The organism is Janthinobacterium leeuwenhoeki, assembly GCF_051380795.1.
In the GTDB taxonomy this organism is placed as follows: domain Bacteria; phylum Pseudomonadota; class Gammaproteobacteria; order Burkholderiales; family Burkholderiaceae_D; genus Janthinobacterium.
This window is the reverse complement of record NZ_JBNYXT010000006.1, coordinates 147,681-166,294: the sequence shown is the minus strand read 5'-3', so window position 1 is coordinate 166,294 and position 18,614 is coordinate 147,681. Positions and strand designations below refer to the sequence as shown.

Annotated in this window: 17 protein-coding genes; 9 read left to right on the top strand and 8 right to left on the bottom strand. The window is 62.2% G+C overall.

Features of this window, described 5'->3' with window-relative positions:
* Positions 1–30 precede the first annotated feature (30 nt).
* Together ACQ4WS_RS07935 and ACQ4WS_RS07930 are read left to right on the top strand one after the other, a co-directional pair.
* Positions 31–804 carry a 5'-3' exonuclease gene (locus ACQ4WS_RS07935; RefSeq protein WP_034745632.1) on the top strand — a complete coding sequence of 258 codons (774 nt, stop codon included), beginning with the start codon at positions 31–33 and terminating at the stop codon, positions 802–804.
* Positions 805–844: 40 nt separating this feature from the next.
* Positions 845–1,252 carry a response regulator gene (locus tag ACQ4WS_RS07930; RefSeq protein ID WP_436475265.1) on the top strand — a complete coding sequence of 136 codons (408 nt, stop codon included), beginning with the start codon at positions 845–847 and terminating at the stop codon, positions 1,250–1,252.
* On the opposite strand, the gene mnmA is transcribed toward ACQ4WS_RS07930, so the two are convergent.
* Both mnmA and ACQ4WS_RS07920 read right to left on the bottom strand, forming a co-directional pair.
* On the bottom strand, positions 1,249–2,370 hold the full coding sequence (gene mnmA / locus ACQ4WS_RS07925; RefSeq protein WP_436475158.1) for a tRNA 2-thiouridine(34) synthase MnmA: 1,122 nt from the start codon (positions 2,368–2,370) through the stop codon (positions 1,249–1,251). The two genes, ACQ4WS_RS07930 and mnmA, sit on opposite strands and share 4 nt — an antisense overlap.
* A gap of 31 nt (positions 2,371–2,401) precedes the next feature.
* Positions 2,402–2,881: an NUDIX hydrolase gene (locus ACQ4WS_RS07920; RefSeq protein ID WP_010401817.1), complete on the bottom strand. Its 480-nt coding sequence runs from the start codon at positions 2,879–2,881 to the stop codon at positions 2,402–2,404.
* Between the two features lie 412 nt (positions 2,882–3,293).
* Here ACQ4WS_RS07920 and ACQ4WS_RS07915 point away from each other — a divergent pair, with 412 nt between their 5' ends.
* From ACQ4WS_RS07915 to ACQ4WS_RS07905, 3 genes are read left to right on the top strand one after another with little or no spacing between them, the layout of a single operon-like run.
* Positions 3,294–4,406, top strand: coding sequence for a Re/Si-specific NAD(P)(+) transhydrogenase subunit alpha (locus tag ACQ4WS_RS07915; protein ID WP_436475156.1), 1,113 nt, complete (start codon positions 3,294–3,296; stop codon positions 4,404–4,406).
* A gap of 24 nt (positions 4,407–4,430) precedes the next feature.
* Positions 4,431–4,745, top strand: a complete 315-nt coding sequence (locus ACQ4WS_RS07910; RefSeq protein WP_034778841.1) for an NAD(P) transhydrogenase subunit alpha part 2 — start codon at positions 4,431–4,433, stop codon at positions 4,743–4,745.
* Positions 4,746–4,753: 8 nt separating this feature from the next.
* On the top strand, positions 4,754–6,208 hold the full coding sequence (locus tag ACQ4WS_RS07905) for an NAD(P)(+) transhydrogenase (Re/Si-specific) subunit beta (RefSeq protein WP_436475264.1): 1,455 nt from the start codon (positions 4,754–4,756) through the stop codon (positions 6,206–6,208).
* Between the two features lie 46 nt (positions 6,209–6,254).
* Here the strand turns inward: ACQ4WS_RS07905 and ACQ4WS_RS07900 are convergent, their stop codons facing one another.
* From ACQ4WS_RS07900 to ACQ4WS_RS07880, 5 genes are all read right to left on the bottom strand, one after another.
* The gene (locus tag ACQ4WS_RS07900; protein WP_436475154.1) at positions 6,255–7,208 is read right to left on the bottom strand and encodes a GGDEF domain-containing protein; all 954 of its coding nucleotides are present in this window, start codon (positions 7,206–7,208) and stop codon (positions 6,255–6,257) included.
* Positions 7,209–7,417: 209 nt separating this feature from the next.
* Positions 7,418–8,560 carry an FAD-dependent monooxygenase gene (locus ACQ4WS_RS07895; protein WP_436475152.1) on the bottom strand — a complete coding sequence of 381 codons (1,143 nt, stop codon included), beginning with the start codon at positions 8,558–8,560 and terminating at the stop codon, positions 7,418–7,420.
* Positions 8,561–8,569: 9 nt separating this feature from the next.
* Positions 8,570–9,892, bottom strand: a complete 1,323-nt coding sequence (locus ACQ4WS_RS07890; RefSeq protein ID WP_436475263.1) for an aminopeptidase P N-terminal domain-containing protein — start codon at positions 9,890–9,892, stop codon at positions 8,570–8,572.
* Positions 9,892–10,611, bottom strand: coding sequence for an N-acetylmuramate alpha-1-phosphate uridylyltransferase MurU (murU, locus tag ACQ4WS_RS07885; protein WP_436475150.1), 720 nt, complete (start codon positions 10,609–10,611; stop codon positions 9,892–9,894). Before murU ends, ACQ4WS_RS07890 begins: the two co-directional genes overlap by 1 nt.
* Before the next feature lie 45 nt (positions 10,612–10,656).
* Positions 10,657–11,724: an aminoglycoside phosphotransferase family protein gene (locus tag ACQ4WS_RS07880; RefSeq protein WP_436475148.1), complete on the bottom strand. Its 1,068-nt coding sequence runs from the start codon at positions 11,722–11,724 to the stop codon at positions 10,657–10,659.
* Positions 11,725–11,822: 98 nt separating this feature from the next.
* On the opposite strand from ACQ4WS_RS07880, the gene ACQ4WS_RS07875 reads away from it, so the two are divergent.
* From ACQ4WS_RS07875 to rsmA, 4 genes are all read left to right on the top strand, one after another.
* The gene (locus ACQ4WS_RS07875; protein ID WP_436475146.1) at positions 11,823–14,066 is read left to right on the top strand and encodes an LPS-assembly protein LptD; all 2,244 of its coding nucleotides are present in this window, start codon (positions 11,823–11,825) and stop codon (positions 14,064–14,066) included.
* 103 nt (positions 14,067–14,169) lie between these two features.
* On the top strand, positions 14,170–15,570 hold the full coding sequence (locus tag ACQ4WS_RS07870) for a peptidylprolyl isomerase (RefSeq protein ID WP_436475144.1): 1,401 nt from the start codon (positions 14,170–14,172) through the stop codon (positions 15,568–15,570).
* A gap of 19 nt (positions 15,571–15,589) precedes the next feature.
* Positions 15,590–16,639 (top strand): 4-hydroxythreonine-4-phosphate dehydrogenase PdxA, encoded by a 1,050-nt coding sequence (gene pdxA, locus ACQ4WS_RS07865; RefSeq protein ID WP_436475143.1) that lies wholly within the window; start codon positions 15,590–15,592, stop codon positions 16,637–16,639.
* 51 nt (positions 16,640–16,690) lie between these two features.
* Positions 16,691–17,470 carry a 16S rRNA (adenine(1518)-N(6)/adenine(1519)-N(6))-dimethyltransferase RsmA gene (rsmA, locus tag ACQ4WS_RS07860; RefSeq protein ID WP_326459821.1) on the top strand — a complete coding sequence of 260 codons (780 nt, stop codon included), beginning with the start codon at positions 16,691–16,693 and terminating at the stop codon, positions 17,468–17,470.
* A 77-nt stretch (positions 17,471–17,547) separates the two neighbouring features.
* Here rsmA and ACQ4WS_RS07855 read toward each other — a convergent pair whose 3' ends face one another.
* Positions 17,548–18,465: a LysR family transcriptional regulator gene (locus tag ACQ4WS_RS07855; RefSeq protein WP_436475141.1), complete on the bottom strand. Its 918-nt coding sequence runs from the start codon at positions 18,463–18,465 to the stop codon at positions 17,548–17,550.
* Between the last annotated feature and the right edge of the window lie 149 nt (positions 18,466–18,614).

Here is an 18,614-nt window from a genome sequence, read left to right as displayed (position 1 = left end):
TGCCCGATTCAACCAGTATCGACTAACCGCATGGCCAGACTCCTCGCTATCGACGGCTTGAATATCGTACGCCGCGTCTACGAAGCCAGTCCTGAACCCGATTCCGACCTGAAGGCGGAGATCGCGCTGCGCCATGCGCTGTCGTCGTTCCGCACCCTCATCAACGACCACGAGCCGACGCACATCCTGCCGGCCTTCGATTTCGGCGGCCCGACCTGGCGCCACGCCCTGTATGCCGGCTACCGCGAAGGGCGCCAGCCCATGCCGCAGGTGCTGCGCGACGCCTTGCCCGGCTTTTACGCCACCCTGGCCAGCTTCGGCATGCACGTCGTCAGCATTCCCGAGGTCGAGGCTGACGACGTGATCGGCACGGCCGTCATGCGCTGGCTGCACGAGGGACGCGGCGCGGCCGTCATTGCCACCACCGACAAGGATTTGCATGGCCTGATCGCCCATGGCGCGCTGGTATGGGACCACTTCAAGGGTGTCTGGCACGACCATGCCTGGGTCGAGAAAAAGTTCGGCGTGCCGCCGGAACTGCTGCCCGACCTGCTGGCGCTGATGGGCGACGTCACCGACAGCATCCCCGGCGTGTCGAAGATCGGCCTGAAGACGGGCGCGAAACTGTTGCGCGCTTACGGCAATATCGACGCCGTGATGGCCGGCGCGGGGATTTTGCCCGGTGCGCTGGGCGAAAGCCTGCGAAAAGAGCGGGAAATACTGTATCTTTCAAGAAAGTTAGTCGAACTCAAGACGGACGTGACTTTAGGTGTTACCTGGAACAAGCTGGTGTGGGAAAAATAGAGCGCCAGGCAAGACCAATCAAGCAAGGGAAGCAATCATGATGTTAAAGACAGTCCTGATCGATAGCAGCGCCGTGGCGCGCGGGCTGCTGAACACGGTCCTGACCGATGGCGGCTACGATGTCTGCGGGCAGACGCATACCAGCGCGCTGGGGCTGGCGCTGCTGGTCAAGCACCACCCGCATTTCGTGTGCATCGCGCGCGAGCAGGTGGAAGATGGGACGAATGTGGTGCAAACCATCCGCGCCCAGTATCCGAAGACGCTCATTTTCATGGTGTCGGGCGGCATCGACGCCGCCTCGCTGCAGGCGGCCCACGCCATGGGCGTGTCGGGCTTCATCGTGAAACCCTTCATGGCCGACACGGTCCTGAAAACCGTGCGCAACACGGTCATTGCCATGGTGCGCAAGCAGCAGGCCCTGGCCGCTGCCGCGCAGGGCAACGCCTAGCTGCCGGCCAAACCTGTGGCGCTGGCGATGATGCCGCCACCGAGGCAGACATCGCCGTCATACAGCACGGCCGACTGGCCCGGCGTGACGGCCCATTGCGCCTGATCAAACGCCAGGCTGAAGTGTTCATTCCCCTCCGGCAACAGCTGGCAAGCCACGTCGGCCTGGCGGTAGCGCGTCTTGGCACTCAAGGCGCCCGCTTGCGGCGCCACACCGGCAACCCAGCTGGCCTGGTCGGCCGTCAAGGCAGGTGACAGCAGCCACGGGTGGTCATGGCCCTGCACCACCCACAAGGTGTTGTTGGCGATATCCTTGCGCGCCACATACCAGGCGTCGCTGCTGCCGTCGGCATTCTGGTACGACTTCACGCCGCCGATGCCGATGCCCTTGCGCTGGCCCAGGGTATAAAAACTCAGTCCCACGTGTTCGCCCACCGTCTTGCCGTCGGCCGTTTTCATCGGACCCGGCTTGTAGGACAGGTAGCGGTTCAAAAATTCGCGGAACGGGCGCTCGCCAATAAAGCAGATGCCCGTCGAATCTTTCTTTTGCGCGTTCGGCAGGGCCAGCTTTTCGGCGATCTGGCGCACTTGCGTCTTCGGGATTTCACCGAGCGGAAACAGGGTTTTAGACAATTGCGCCTGATTCAAACGGTGCAGGAAGTAGCTTTGGTCCTTGCTGGCGTCGACGGCTTTCAGCAGTTCATAGCGGCCAGCATCGGTGGGCGCCTGGCGCACGCGCGCGTAATGGCCGGTGGCGATCAGGTCGGCGCCCAGGGTCATGGCGTGGTCAAGAAAGGCCTTGAACTTGATTTCGGCGTTGCACAGCACGTCCGGGTTCGGCGTGCGGCCGGCCTGGTATTCGCGCAGGAAATCGGCGAACACGCGGTCCTTGTATTCGGAGGCGAAATTGACGGCTTCGATATCGACGCCGATGACGTCGGCCACGCTGGCCGCGTCGATCCAGTCCTGGCGCGTGGAGCAGTATTGCGAATCGTCGTCATCTTCCCAGTTTTTCATGAACAGGCCGATGACTTCATAGCCTTGTTCCTTCAGCATCCATGCCGCGACCGAGGAATCGACCCCGCCCGACATGCCGATAACGACTTTCTTCTTGCTCATCTTGCTTTCCAGTTACTTTTAGATAATATTGCTATGCGCTATTGAAAACGGACGCATGCGTGTGCAGCAGGGCCAGCGGCGCGCGCCGGCCGGCCAGGTATTCGTCCACGCACTGCAGCACCAGGGGGCTGCGGTGGCGCTCCTGGCACGCCGCCAGCTCGTCGCGCGTCATCCACAGGGTGCGGATGATGCCTTCGTCCAGCGGGCGGTCATGCTCGGCGCCGGCCGTGCCGCAAAAGGTGAAGCGCAAATAAGTCACGTCCTCACCCGTGCGCAGTGACTGATAGCGCGACATATACATGCCGACCAGTGCCGTGGGGATGAAATCGTAGGCCGCTTCTTCCAGCGTTTCGCGGATCACCGCCTGCTCCAGCGACTCGAACGGGTCGAGATGACCGGCCGGCTGGTTGAGCTTGATGCCTTCGCTGGTCTCTTCTTCAATCAGTAAAAACAGGCCGTCGCGCTCGACGATGGCGGCAACGGTGACAGAGGGTTTCCAGATTCTCGGCATGATTCCATCCTTGAAAGAGCCGACATTTTATCTTGTTCTGCGCGCGGGGTTGGAACCCGGCCTTCTGTTGCGCGGACATATTGATAAATGACAACGTTTTAGCAAATAGCGGTGGGAAATACTTACGTCTTTCCCGGGGAGCGCACTAGCATGGGGGCTGAGGCGGCAAGATGGCAGGAAACGCCCGCTAATATAGGCTTTCCCCGTGGTCAAAACAAGCGCGCACTCGTGCTCGACTGTGGTGAGATTGACACACCTTTCCCACAATATGGGCGCTGCGCCGCATGGTGAAACGAATACGGGGATGGGGATGGAATTAGTGTCGTACAACTAAAAGTTGCTGGTTCACAAACGTTTAACGCGCTGCTTTCCGTGTTAGATTCTAGTCAGTTTATCAATTAGCGGAGGCATCATGAGGATAGGCATACCGGCCGAAACACGGCCTGGTGAAACGCGGGTGGCAGCGACGCCCGAGACAGTCAAGAAGCTGGCAGCCAAGCATCAGATCGTCGTGCAGTCGGGAGCGGGCCTGCAAGCCTCGATTCCCGACGACGCGTATGCCGCCGCCGGCGCGCAGATCGGCAGCGCCCAGGAAGCCTATGGCTGCGCCATCGTGCTCAAGGTGCGCGCACCCGATGCCGAAGAAAGGGCCCTGATGGCCAGCGGCACGGTGCTGATCGGCATGTTGAACCCGTTTGACGCTGACAATATTGCCGCCATGGCCACGGCCGGGCTGTCCGCCTTCGCGCTGGAAGCCGTGCCGCGCATCACGCGCGCGCAGTCGATGGATGTGCTGTCGTCGCAGGCGAATATCGCCGGCTACAAGGCCGTGCTGGTGGCCGCGAATACGTATCAGCGCTTCATGCCCATGCTGATGACGGCGGCCGGCACCGTCAAGGCAGCCCGCGTGCTGATCATGGGCGTGGGCGTGGCAGGTTTGCAGGCGATCGCCACGGCCAAGCGCCTGGGCGCCGTCATCGAGGCGTCCGACGTGCGCCCGCCCGTCAAGGAACAAGTGGAATCCCTGGGCGCCAAGTTCCTCGACGTGCCTTTCCTCACGGATGAAGAAAAGGAAATCGCCAAGGGCTCGGGCGGCTATGCGCGCGCCATGCCGGCCGACTGGATGCGGCGCCAGGCCGAACTGGTGCATGAACGGGCGAAACTGGCCGACATCATCATCACCACCGCCCTGATCCCCGGCCGCGCCGCGCCCATCCTGATCTCCGAAGAGACGGTGAAAGCCATGAAACCCGGTTCCGTCATCGTCGACCTGGCCGTCGAGCAGGGCGGCAATTGCCCCCTGTCCGAACTGGGCAAGACGGTGCTGAAACACGGCGTCTACATCGTGGGCGAGCCGAACCTGGCGACCCTGGTGGCGGCCGATGCTTCGGCCCTGTATGCGCGCAACGTGCTGGACTTTTTAAAGCTCATCATCGACAAGGACGACCAATTGCTGATCGATCGCGAGGATGAAATCATCAAGGCCAGCCTGGTCTGCGCAGGTAGCGAAATCTTACGTAAATAACGCGGCGCCGGAGAGAATAACATCATGGAAATCAGTCACACCATCATTAACCTGATCATCTTCGTGCTGGCCATTTATGTCGGCTACCACGTTGTCTGGACCGTCACGCCGGCGCTGCATACGCCGCTGATGGCCGTCACCAATGCCATTTCCGCCATCATCATCGTCGGCGCCATGCTGGCGGCTGGCCTGACGCAAGGCCCGCTGGCGCAGGCGGCAGGCACCCTGGCCGTGGCGCTGGCCGCCGTCAACGTGTTTGGCGGCTTCCTCGTCACGCAGCGCATGCTCGAGATGTTCCGTAAAAAAGAACCGAAAGCCAAGCAAGGAGCAAAAGAATGAGTCACGCCATGAGCTTCGTCACCATGAATTTGGTGACGATGATGTACCTGATCGCCTCGGTGTGCTTCATCCAGGCCTTGAAAGGGCTGTCATCGCCCTCGACGGCGCGCCGCGGCAATGCCTTCGGCATGAGCGGCATGGCCATTGCCGCCGTCACCACCGTGGCGCTGATCCTGAAACTGAAGGAACAGCAAACGGGCGGCATGGGCCTGACCCTCGTCATCATCGGCATCGTCACGGGCGGCGCCATCGGCGCCTACCTGGCGAAAACCGTGGAAATGACGAAGATGCCGGAACTGGTGGCCGCCATGCACTCGCTGATTGGCCTGGCGGCCGTGTGCATCGCCGTGGCGGCAGTGTCGGAACCGTGGGCCTTCAATATCGCCAAACAGGGAGAGGCGCTGCCCATCGGTAACCGCTTCGAACTGTTCATCGGCACCTTTGTCGGCGCCATCACGTTCTCCGGTTCGGTGATCGCCTTCGGCAAGCTGTCGGGCAAATACAAGTTTCGCCTGTTCCAGGGCGCGCCCGTCAGCTTCAAGGGCCAGCACATGCTTAACCTGGTGCTGGCGCTGGTGATGATCGCGCTGGGCCTGGTGTTCTGCTTTGCCGACGGGGTGGAGTCGGCCTGGACGCCTTTCGTCATCATGGCCGTCATCGCCTTTGCGCTGGGCGTGCTGATCATCATCCCCATCGGCGGCGCCGACATGCCGGTGGTGGTCTCGATGCTGAACAGTTACTCGGGCTGGGCCGCGGCCGGCATCGGTTTTTCGCTGAATAACTCGATGCTGATCATCGCCGGTTCGCTCGTGGGCTCGTCGGGCGCGATCCTGTCGTACATCATGTGCAAGGCCATGAACCGCTCGTTCTTCAACGTCATCCTCGGCGGCTTCGGCGGCGATGCGCCGGCCGCCGGCGTGGCGGGCGCGCAGGAACAGCGTCCCGTAAAATCGGGTTCGGCCGACGATGCCGCCTTCATCATGGGCAATGCGGAAACCGTCATCATCGTGCCAGGCTACGGCCTGGCCGTGGCGCGCGCGCAGCACTCGTTGAAAGAGCTGGTGGAAAAGCTCACGCACAAGGGCATCACCGTCAAGTATGCGATCCACCCGGTGGCGGGGCGCATGCCGGGCCACATGAACGTGCTGCTGGCCGAGGCGGAAGTGCCGTACGACCAGGTCTTCGAGATGGAAGACATCAACGGCGAATTCGGCCAGACAGATGTGGTGCTGGTGCTGGGCGCGAACGACGTGGTCAATCCGGCGGCGAAAGACCCGAAATCGCCGATCGCCGGCATGCCGATCCTGGAAGCCTATAAAGCCAAGAGCATCATCGTCAACAAGCGTTCGATGGCGTCCGGCTATGCGGGCCTGGACAACGACCTGTTCTACCAGCCGAACACGATGATGGTGTTTGGCGACGCCAAGAAGGTGATCGAGGATATGCTCAAGGCAATCGAATAAAGTCTCTCGCTGCAGGAGGAGCGGCCCGCCTTGCGCGGGCCGTTTTTTATTGGGCTGCCGCTGCCGCGACGACCCGGTTGCGTCCCTGGTGCTTGGCGACATACAGGGCCTTGTCGGCATCCGATATGGCCGCGTCCAGGCTGGCGCCTTGCACCAGCGGCGCCACGCCGATGCTGATGGTGACGTGCAGCGGCCGGCCGTCGGGCAGCACGGTGACCGCCGCTGCCACGGCTGCGCGGATGCGCTCGGCCACCTGGTGTGCCTGCTGCAGGCTGGCGTCGGGGAAGAGCAGGCCAAATTCCTCGCCACCCAGGCGCGCCGCCACGTCGGTGATGCGTCCCGTGTCGCGCAGCGCCTGCGCCACCGTGCGCAGCACGGCGTCGCCCACGGCATGGCCATAGCGGTCGTTGATCTTCTTGAAGTGGTCGAGGTCGGCCACGCCCACGCTCAGGGCGGCGCCGCTGCGCGCCGCGCGCGCCATCGCCTGCTCGGCTTGCGCTTCATAGGCGCGCCGGTTGGGCAGCGACGTCAGCGCATCGTGCAGCGCCTGCTGTTCCAGCTGCGCCAGCAGGCTGGCGTTTTTCGCCGCCAGTTCGCGCCGTTCGCGCACGTCGAGCAAAAAGGCGCCGAAATAGCGCATGCCGTCGATCACGCCCAGGTCGAGCGCCTTCATTTCGATGGGGATCATTTGCGTGTCGCGATGGCGGATGGCGAATTCGCGTATCTTGCCCAGCACGCTGGAGCTGCGCGAGCTGCGGATGTAGTTGACCACGTGGTTGTCGTGCTGCGCGCCGACGGCGTCGGGCAGCAGGCCGTTCAGGGTCTGGCCCAGCAATTCTCCGCTGGCATAGCCCGACAGTGCCTGCATGGCGCCATTGATATAGCGGATGCGGCAATGCTCATCGATGATGATCACGGCGTCGAGGGAATCTTCCAGCAGGCGGGAAAAAAGTACTCCGGGAAGAGCGGCAGGCGGTGCTGCGGGCAAAGCATCTGTCATGGAACGGTCGCCGAAAGCCAGGTGACAGCCATTGTCGCATCCGCGGGCCGTTTATTCCATGCCGGATAGCTCGCCTGTTTCTTTTTTGCCCGTGCCTGCTCGTTACGACTGAGGGTTGCACAGGGGGGGGCAGGGCTAGGCGCCTTGCCGAAGACAGTACGATTAGTACGGCAAGGCATGGCAACAACGCCATGGCCCCTTGTGCGCCCTCAGCGGCGGCCGTACATCATCAGTTCCGCTAAGCTTTTGCGCGCCGGGCTGACAACGTCCAGCAAGCTCAGCGACAAACCCAGAAAACCCTGGGTGGGCGCGCTGCCCGTGAAGATGCGCGCCATGGTGTCGGTGACGCGTACGGTCAGCCCCCGATCGGCCTGGCGCAGGCTGGCGTAGCGTTCCAGCCCGGCCGGGCTGCTGTCCTGCGCCAGCACGCGGGCCAGCACGGCGGCGTCGCGCAAGCCCAGGTTCAGGCCCTGTCCCGCCACCGGATGCAGGGTTTGCGCCGCATTGCCGATGGCGACCGTGCGCGGCGTGCCGCCCGCCTGGGCGTTCAGGCCCAGCGGATAGGCCAGGCGCGCCGTCGCGTGGGTAAAGCGTCCCAGGCGGCTGCCGAAGGCGGCGCCCAGGCGGGCCAGGAAGGCAGCGTCGTCCAGGGCCAGCAACTGTTCGGCGCGCGTGGGCGGCACGCACCACACCAGCGCATAGCCATCGTCCTGCGGCAGCAGGGCCAGCGGGCCTTCGTCGGTGAAGCGCTCATACGCGCGGTGCGCGATGGGGGCACTTGTGCGCACATGGGCAATGATGGCGCTTTGGCCATAATCGTGGCTGACGGCGCGTTCCGGCTGCTGGCCGAACAGGCCGCCCTCGGCTTGCACCAGCAGGCTGGCGCGCAAGCTCGACGCGGCACCAGCCTGCTCAATCTGCACGCTGACGCCATCGGCGTCTTCCGCGCTGCCCGTGACCAGGGCCGGGCGCAGGCTGGCCACGCCCAGGCGCTCGCACACGTCGGCCAGCGCGCTGACGACGGCGCCGTAACGGGCAACATAACCGAGCGCCTCGACGCCATGCTCGCTGCGGTCCATCAGGCTGCGCCCGAACTGGCCGCGGCGCGAGACGTGAATCTGGTGGATAGGCGTCGCCGCCACGGGCCAGGCGTCCGCTTCTTCGAGAATCTGGCGGCTGCCGTGCGACAGGGCGATGGTGCGCGGGTCGCGCCTGGCTTGTTCGATGGATTTGGCGTCGAGCAGGGCGATGCCGGCGGCGCGGCTGCCACGCTGCCCCAGCAGGGCGGCCAGCGCCATGCCGACGGGGCCGGCGCCGCAGATGGCGAGCTCGAAAGTGGACGGTGTATGCATGCGGCGGCGTTAATCCTGTGACATCAGTTGTTCGATTTCAGCGACGCTTTTGGGCGCCGTGCTGAAGACTTCATGGCCTTGCGGCGTGACCAGCACATCGTCTTCGATGCGGATGCCGGTATGCCAGAACTGTTCCGGCACGCCCGCGCCCGGGCGCACATAGATGCCCGGTTCCACCGTCAGCACCATGCCCGGTGCCAAAGCGCGCCATGGCTTGCCGGGGGCGCCCGTGTCGCGGTAGGCGCCCACGTCGTGCACGTCCATACCCAGCCAGTGGCTGGTGCCGTGCATGTAGAAGGGCATATAGGCCTTGTCGGCGATGACGTCCTGCGCGCTGCCGCATTTTTGCCGGTCCAGCAATTGCAAATCCAGCATGCCCTGCGCCAGCACCTGCACGGCCGCCTCGTGGATGGCGCTGTGCGGCAAACCGGGGCGCAGCATGTCCAGCGACGCCTGTTGCGCGGCCAGCACCAGTTCATACAGCGCCCGCTGTGGGCCGCTGAAACGGCCGTTGACGGGCCAGGTGCGCGTGATGTCGGAGGCGTAGCCATCGAGTTCGCAGCCGGCGTCGATCAGCACCAGTTGGCCATCCTGCAGGACGGCGTTGTTGGCGCTGTAATGCAGGATGCAGGCGTTGTCGCCGCCGGCCACGATGGAGGAATACGCGGGAAACTGCGCGCCGCTGCGGCGAAATTCGTACAGCAGCTCCGCTTCGAGCGCGTATTCGTGCATGCCGGGCCGCGTGGCGCGCATGGCGCGCGCGTGGGCCGCGCTGGAAATGGCGGCCGCGCGGCGCATCAGCTGCTGTTCCTGCGTGTCTTTCAGCAGGCGCATGGCGTCGAGCATGTCATGGATGTCGTGCGCGATGGCGGGCGCCGTGACGCCGCTGCGGGCCTTTTGCCGCACGTTGTGGCGCCAGACCTTGACTTGCGCATCGAGGCTGCCGCCCAGCGCGTAGTAAATGGCGGGAGCGTCGGCCAGCAGGCGCGTCATTTCCACGTCGAGTTCCTCGATGGGGAAGGCGCTGTCAAAACCGAAGCTGGCGCGCGCCGCCTCGGGGCCGTGGCGAAAACCGTCCCAGATTTCGCGCTCCGTGTTCTTGGCGCGGCAAAACAGGATGGCGCGCGCCGGTGCCGTGGCGCTGGCGGCCACCAGCGCCACGGCGCTGTCGGGTTCAGTAAAGCCGCTCAGGTAATAGAAATAGCTGTCGTGGCGATACGGATAATCGCAATCGCTGTTGCGCGGCACTTCGGGCGCCGTGGCGAGGATGGCCACGCTGCCCGGCAGCATCTGCGCCAGCAGCGCCGCGCGCCGGGCCGCGTAGTTGGCCATCATGTTGCGCTGGCCGTGGCTGTCACGCCATTGAGCGCGTCGAGCTGCTTTGGGGTGCCCACATTGGTCCACTCGCCAGTATAGACTTCGCCGCCCACGCGGCCCTGGTCCGCGTAGCGGCGCAGCAAATCGCCCAGTTTGGCGTGGCTGCCGGGCGTGATGCCGTCGAACATCTCAGGGCGGTACACGCCGATATTGGCGAAGGTCCACTTGGTGTCGTCCGTATTGTTGATCGCGAACAAGGTCAGGCCGAAGTCGCCATTCGGGTGGAAGTCGGGATTGGGCACCAGGTAAGTCCAGGCGATGTCGCGCTGGTCGGCCGGATACGGCGTGCCCAGCACATCCTTGTCGGCCAGCACGTCGAGTACTTGCTTGAAGTCGAAGTAGGGGCAATAGATGTCGCCGGAAATGGCCAGGAACGGTTCATCGCCCAGCAGGTGGCGCGCCTGGGCGATGCCGCCCGCCGTTTCCAGCGGCGTGGTCTCGGGCGAGTACGCGATGCGCGCGCCATACGCGCTGCCGTCGCCCAGGGTTTCCTCGATCTGGTGGCCCAGGTGCGAATGGTTGATGACGATGTCCGTGATGCCGGCGCGCACCAGGTTCAGCACATGCCAGACGATCAGCGGACGGCCGCGCACTTTCAGCAGCGGTTTGGGACAGGTATCGGTAAGCGGACGCATCCGTTCACCGCGGCCTGCGGCAAAGATCATGGCTTTCATGGAATACTCGTTTTCTGATTTATTTTGTACATTGCTCTGAAGTGATCAGAATGTGTAGCCGACCTGCGGCGTTTTATTCTCGAGGGCATCGAGCAAACGCACCAGCGGCTTGAGTTCCGTGTAGCGGTTGGCTGTCTTGCGCACGTAGTCGAGTACGGTTGGCAAGTCGCCCATGTACAGATCCTTGCCATCGCGGTAATTCAGGCGCGCGAACAGGCCGAGAATTTTCAGGTGGCGCTGCAGGGCCGTGAATTCGAAATCGCGATAGAAGGCGTCGATGTCGGGATTGACTGGCAAGCTCAGCTGCTTGGCGCGCTGCCAGTAGCGGATCACCCAGTCGAGCACCAGTTCTTCATCCCACTGGATATACGCGTCGCGCAGCAGCGAGGCGATGTCGTAGGTGACGGGACCGAAGACGGCGTCCTGGAAGTCGAGGATGCCGGGATTGGGGATGGAGCCATCGTTGATGTGCATCAAATTGCGCGAATGGTAGTCGCGGTGCATGAATACTTGCTGCTGCGACAAGATATTCGCCGTGATGGCTTCGAAGACCTTGTCCAGCTGGGTTTGTTGCACATCCGTCAAGGTGGCGCCCAGGTACTTGCCGATAAACCATTCCGGGAACAGATGCATTTCGCGCAAGATGAAGGCGCGGTCGAATTCGGGCAGCACGTCGGGCTGGCTGGCCAGCTGAATTTTCATTAGCGACTCGAGCGCTTCGGCGTACAGCACGCTGGCGTTGTCGTGGTTCAGGGCGTCGAGATAGGTGGTCGTGCCCAGGTCGGAGAGCAGCAGGAAGCCATTGTCCAGGTCTTGCGCGATGATCTCGGGCACGGACACGCCAGCGCCTTTCAGCAAGCCAGCCACCTTGACATAGGCGGGCACGTTTTCGCGCTCGGGCGGCGCATCCATGGCGATGAGTGTACTTCCTGGTAATGTTGTATTGCCAGGCAGCACATCGAGACGGTAGTAGCGGCGGAAGCTGGCATCGCTGGAAGCGGGGCGGGCGGATTCGGGCGCGACGAGGTTAAGCGAGGTCAACCAGGCTTTCAACAGGGTCAGGCGAGCGTCGGCTTGAGCCGGCGCGGTGGAGGAATTGGAAGAGAATGACATTAAGCGGCCTGTGGAATCGGGTTGATGATGCAGATTCCCATATAATAAGGGATTCAAATCAAAAAATCGCCTGTCATGGTGCTTTCCCCTTCCAATTCATGAGCTGGTTTTCGGCCTCCCCCCCTTCGCAGCGCTGGGCTTTCGCCATCAGCGCGCTCGTCGCCGCCACGACGGTGCCTGTCCACGCCCAGAAAGCGCCGCGCCCGGTTCATGTGGAAGATCCCGATGCCCCCACCGTCATGACGGCGAACAGCATGAACGGTCGGCCCGAAAGGGAGATCAATCTCGATAAAAATGTCGTGATTGAGCGCGGAAAAACCACAAAAATGACGGCAGATACAGCTTGTTACAAACAAGTTGAAGATCAGTTCGACGCCGAGGGCCACATCAAGATGTGGCGTTTCGGCGATTACTACACGGGCGATGTCTTGAAGCTGAACATGGAGACCGGCAAGGGTTTTTTGCTCAATCCGACGTACCGCTTCGAAGTGGGCGGCGGCCAGGGCAAAGCCGAGCGCGTCGACTTCATCAACCCCGACGAAGCCACTGTCATCGACGGCACGTACAGTACCTGCGAAGGGCCGAATCCGGACTGGTACCTGAAATCGAGCACCTTGAACCTCGATACGGGCCGCGACGTGGGCACCGGCAGCAAGACCATCATCTATTTCAAGGACGTGCCGATCCTGGGCACGCCGGGCATCTCGTTTTCGTTGTCCGGTGCGCGCCGCTCGGGCTGGCTGGCGCCCACGCCTGGCTTTGCCTCGAAGAACGGTTTCGAGCTGCTGATGCCGTATTACGTGAACATCGCGCCGAACCGCGACCTGACCCTGTTCCCGCGCTACATACAGCGGCGCGGCATCCAGCTCGGTGCGACGGGCCGTTACATGGGCGAGACGGATGCGGGCCTGTATCAGGGCGAAACGTCGTTTGAGTTCTTGCCTAACGACAAGCAGACCAAGACCAACCGCTACATGATCAAGTCCAAGCATGAGCAGGCGCTGGCCAAGGGCTGGAGTTACGGCTGGGATCTGCGCGAGGCGTCCGACAATAATTACCCGAACGATTTTTCGAAAACTGTCGCCACCGCCACCGAGCGCCAGCTGCTGCGCGAATTGCGCACCGATTACCGCACCGAGGACTGGAGCCTGACGGCGCGCGTGCAGAATTACCAGGTGCTGCAGGATCCCGATCCCACGGTGACCGTGCCGCGCCCGTATGACCGCTTGCCGGCGGTGAACTTCCATGCTGGCAAATACGACGTCTGGGGCGGTTTCGACTGGACCTTCGACGCGGAAGCGACGCGCTTCGCCCACCCGACCGAGGTGCAGGGATCGCGCCTCGTGGCCGTGCCGCAGGTTAGTTTCCCCATCGTGCGCCCTGCTTATTTCGTCACGCCCAAGCTGATGCTCAATGCCAGCGCGTATCAGCTCGATAACGACGCCAGGACCAAGGCGAAGTTTGCGGATACGTCGTTTACGCGCGTCGTGCCGACTTTCTCGGTCGATAGTGGCCTGGTATTTGAACGCGACACGAATCTGTTTGGCGCCAAGGGCGGCACGCAAACCCTGGAGCCGCGCCTGTTCTACGTCTACACGCCGTACCGCGACCAGTCGAAGTTTCCGAAATTCGATACGGCCGCCGGCACGTTCAACCTGACGCAGATATTCACGGAAAACCGTTTTGTCGGCAGCGACCGTATCGGCGATGCCAACCAGGTCACGGCCGCCCTGGTATCGCGTTTCCTGCAAGCGGACGGTACCGAGCGCATGCGCCTGACTTTCGGCCAGCGTTTCTACTTTGCCGACCAGCGCGTGCAACTCGATTCGAGCATGCCCGTCAACCAGTCGCGTTCGGATATCCTGCTGGCGGCAACGGGCCGCGTGTCCGAGACTTGGACCGCCGACAGCCTGGTACAGTACAATCCCAGCGATCGCCAGCTGGTCAGCTACAACTACACCTTGCAATATCAGCCCGGTGCCAAGAAAGTATTGAATTTTGGCAGTCGTTTCCAGCGTGGAGATACTGGTTGGCGCAATGTTGAAGTGTCGACCCAATGGCCGTTGACGGACCGCCTGTATGGCGTGGGCCGCATCAGTTACTCGGTGAAGGATCGCAGCATGCTGGAAAGCCTGGTCGGCCTGGAATACAAGGGCGACTGCTGGGTGTTTCGCATGGGAGCGCAGCGTTTCGTGACGACGTCCAAGACTGTTTCGACGCCGATCTTCTTCCAGCTGGAATTGACGGGCTTGTCGAATGGCCTGGGTCTGGGCGCGAATGGCCTGGAAACTTTTACAAAAACCATCCCCGGTTACCAGACATTGAGCCAGCCACTCCGTTAAGATAGGCACCGTTGCCGCCGCCGGTGTTCCCGGCGCTGGCACAAACCGGTTTTTTTATTCACCTGAACTCATGAGCGCTCTACACATTATGCGTAATGCCAGTATGCACCAACTCAAAATTGCAACGGTCTTGTTGTGCGCCATTTTCGGCGCCACGACCAGTAGTGTCTGGGCGCAACAGGCTGCGCCAGCGCCTGCGGCCAAGCCCGCTGCCGCAGCGGCGGCACCCGCACCGGCCAAGGGCTTCACGCCCCCCGCGTCGAGCAGTGGCCAGAGCATCGACTCCATCGCCGTCGTCGTCAATGACGAGGTGATTACGCGCAATGAAGTGGCGGCCCGCATCAAGAGCGTGGAGCAGCGCATGAAGGCGCAGAACGTGCCCTTGCCCGATCCTGCCGACCTGCGTCGTCAATTGCTTGAGCGCATGATTGTTGAGCGCGCACAAATGCAGCTGGCCAAGGAAATGGGCGTGCGCGTGGATGACCTGACTCTCGACCGCGCGATTGGCCGTATTGCTGAACAGCAAAAAATGACGGTGCAAGAGCTGCGCAACCAGATGGAAAAAGAAGGCACGCCGTTTGCGACCTTCCGTGAAGAAATCCGCGATGAAATCATCATGCAGCGCCTGCGCGAGCATGAAGTTGACGCCAAGATCCAGATTTCCGATTCCGAAGTGGATAACTTCCTGGAAGCGGAAAAAGCGGCCGCCAGCGAACAGGTGGAGCTGAACCTGGCGCAGATTCTCGTGCGCATTCCGGAAAATTCCAGCCCAGAACAGATCGCTGCGCGCCGCGCGCGTGCAGAAGAAGTCAGCCGTCAGCTGCGTACGGGCGCCGATTTCGCCAAGATGGCCGCCACCTATTCCGACGCCAGCGATGCGCTGAGCGGCGGCGATATCGGCTGGCGCCATAGCGACCGCGTGCCGCCCCTGTTCACGGAACAGTTGCTGAAATTGAAGCCGGGCCAGATCACGCCTATCATCAAGAGCAACACCGGTTTCCACATCCTCAAGCTGGTGGATCGCCGCAGTGCAGCCGAGGCGCAAGCCGTCGCTGCCGTGCAGCAGACGCATGCCCGCCATATCTTGCTGAAGATAACGCCGACCTTGTCGGCGGCCGAAGCCAAGCGCAAATTGCTGGAATTGAAAGAACGTCTCGATAACAAGGCCGCCAAGTTTGAAGACCTGGCCCGCTTGTTCTCGAACGACGGTTCGGCGGCCAAGGGCGGCGACCTGGGCTGGCTGTATCCTGGCGATACCGTGCCGGAATTCGAAACGGCGATGAATGCCCTGAAACCGGGCGAAGTGAGCGAGCCGATCGAATCGAGCTTTGGCTTCCACCTGATCGAAGTGCTGGAACGCAAGAGCGACGACGTCTCGAAAGAGAAAAAGCGCGCCGCCGCACGCAATGCCTTGCGCGAACGCAAGCTGGAAGAAGCGACGGAAAACTGGGCGCGCGAAGTGCGCGACCGTGCTTATGTCGAATTCCGCGCGGACGAGCAGTAATGCTGCTGATTCATTGCGCATGAGTAACTTGCCCCTTGTCCGCCGTCCGGCCATCGCCATTACTTGTGGCGAACCGGCCGGTGTCGGCCCGGAAATCTCCATACGCGCGGCCTGGGCCATGCGCAATGAAGTCAACTGCATCCTGCTGGGCGACGCCGCCTTCCTGGCGCTGACAGCCAGCCTGATCGACCCGGACATCCGCCTGGCAGCGCTGTCGCTGCAAGCCGTGCGCAACAGCGGCCTGCCCCAGTTCGGACCGGGCCGCCTGGCCGTGATCGATATTCCCACTGTTAACAATGTCATCCCTGGCGTGCTCGACAAGGAAAACGGGCGTTCCGTGCTCGCGACCCTGGATGCGGCCGTGGAAGGCATCCAGGCCGACTGGTTTGGCGCCATGGTCACGGCGCCCTTGCAAAAAAGCACGATCAACGACGCCGGCGTGGCTTTTTCCGGCCATACGGAATACTTGGCAGAAAAAACCGGCACGCCGCAAGTGGTGATGATGCTGGCCGGCGAACCCGGCCATGACGAACCGACCCTGCGCGTGGCGCTGGCCACCACACATCTGCCATTGAAGGACGTGTCCGCCGCCATCACGATGGATAGCCTGGCCGTCACCCTGGATATTATTCAGCTTGATCTGCAACAGAAATTCGGCATCGCCGCGCCGCGCATCCTGGTCACCGGCCTGAACCCGCACGCGGGCGAGGGCGGGTATCTGGGACGCGAGGAAATCGATGTCATCGCTCCGGCGATTGCTGCGGCACAAGCGCGCGGCATCGATGCGCGCGGGCCGTACCCAGCCGACACCTTGTTCCAGCACAAGTATCTGGCCGATGCCGACTGCGTGCTGGCCATGTACCACGACCAGGGCTTGCCCGTGCTGAAATACGCGACCTTCGGGCGCGGCATCAATATCACCCTGGGTTTGCCGCTGATCCGCACCTCGGTCGACCACGGCACGGCGCTGGACCTGGCCGCGCAAGGGCTGGGGCTGGCCGATTGCCACAGCATGGAGCAAGCGCTGCAAACGGCGCTCGACATGCTGCGCGCCAGCACCCGCGCCTGATACCCACCGGTTTTACCCCGCTACACCGCCTCTAGAATAGAAAAACAGAATATGAAACACGTTGCCCGCAAACGCTTTGGCCAGAACTTCCTGCATGACCGCTTCGTCCTCGACGACATCACGGCCGCCATCGCGCCGCAGCCGGACGATGCCATGGTCGAGATCGGCCCCGGCCTGGGCGCCATGACGGAGCAGTTGCTGCGCCATTTGAAGCAGATGCATGTGGTCGAGCTGGACCGCGACCTGATCGTGCGCCTGGAAAAGACCTTCAATCCGGCCAAGCTGACGATACACTCGGGTGACGCGCTGAAATTCGATTTCGCGCAAATCCCCGTACCGGCCGGCCAGAAGCTGCGCATCGTGGGCAATTTGCCGTACAACATTTCCAGCCCCTTGCTGTTCCACCTGGCGGACTTTGCGCCGCTGGTGAAAGACCAGCATTTCATGCTGCAAAAGGAAGTTGTCGAACGCATGGTGGCCGAACCGGGCAGCAAGGCCTACGGCCGCCTGTCCGTGATGCTGCAATGGCGCTATGACATGTCCTTGCTGTTCATCGTGCCGCCGACGGCGTTTGATCCGCCGCCGAAAGTGGAATCGGCCATCGTGCGCATGATCCCCGTGGCCGAGCGCCTGGCGTGCGACCAGGCGACGCTGGAAGCGGTGGTCATGAAGGCCTTCTCGCAGCGCCGCAAGGTGATCCGCAACTGCCTGGCCGGCATGTTTACGGAAGAGCAGATCAAGGCGGCCGGCATCGACCCGACCCTGCGCCCGGAAACCGTGGGGCTGGAGCAGTATGTTGCCTTGGCGAATCTGCTGAAGGCACCTGCGTAAACGTTGTCAAACCCAAGGGCTAGGACTGGGGTCGGACCCTGAGGGTCCGACCCCGGCTGCTCATCTGTTGGGGTTATTTAAAACCACTGGTCGACCTGTTGCAAATCCTGCCGCAGCGCTGAAAAACAGTCGTCCACATGGTAGTTGCGGCTGATTTCATTGCGCCGCATCAAGGCGATCTTGCGCTTGCAGGTGGGCTGGCGCAGGGGCGCCACATGCAGATCCTCGTCGTTGAGGAACGTCGTGTACAGGCTGGGCATGATGCCCACGGCGATGCCGGCGCGCACTACGCCGTACAGCGACTCGCTGTGGATCATCTGGTACAGGCTTGACGGGCTCAAGCCATGCTGGCGCAGGGCGCTGGAGGCGAATTCCCAGATGCTGCCCTTGGTGAACACGACGATTTCCTGCCCCGCCAGCTGTTCCCAGCGCACTTCCTTGAGCGGCGCCAGCGCATGGCGTCCCGCCGTCACCAGTACCAGCTCGTCTTCGAACAGGCCTACGCTTTCCAGCGACACGGAACCGGGCACCTCGATGCCCACGCAAAAGTCCAGCTGGCCCGAATGCAGCGCGTGCAGCAAGCCATCGTTGGGCATGTCCGACAGGACGATTTCCACTTCATCGCCATGCTGCTCGCAGTAGCGCGCCACGACGACGGCCGTCATCGCCATGGCCGAGGGGATCGCGCCGATGCGGATGCGGTGCCGGCCGCTGCCGATGGCGCGCTGGATATCGGCAAAAGTGTTGCTTGCCGTATTCAATAAATGCGTGGCGTAGTCGAGCGCCAGCTTGCCTTCGCGCGTCAGTTCCAGCTGGTGGGTTGTGCGGTTAAACAACTTTTTTCCCAGTTGATTTTCCAGCAGCTTGATCGAGGCGCTGAGCGCCGGCTGGGTCACGCACAATTCCTGTGCAGCCTTGCTGAAGCTGTTTACGCGGGCTAGGGTGGCAAACGCTTGTAAATGTCGTAAGGAAATCTTCTTGCTCAACTCATGCATGGACGCTGCTTATTAGAAAAAGTAATGGATTTATAAAAATAAACAAATTTTCTTATCCCGCAATTTACCATATTCTGGACTGGTCTTTACTTGTCTTGAAGGCAACAATATTCAGAGAAGCGCTTGCCAGGCGGCGCCGCTATGCGCGC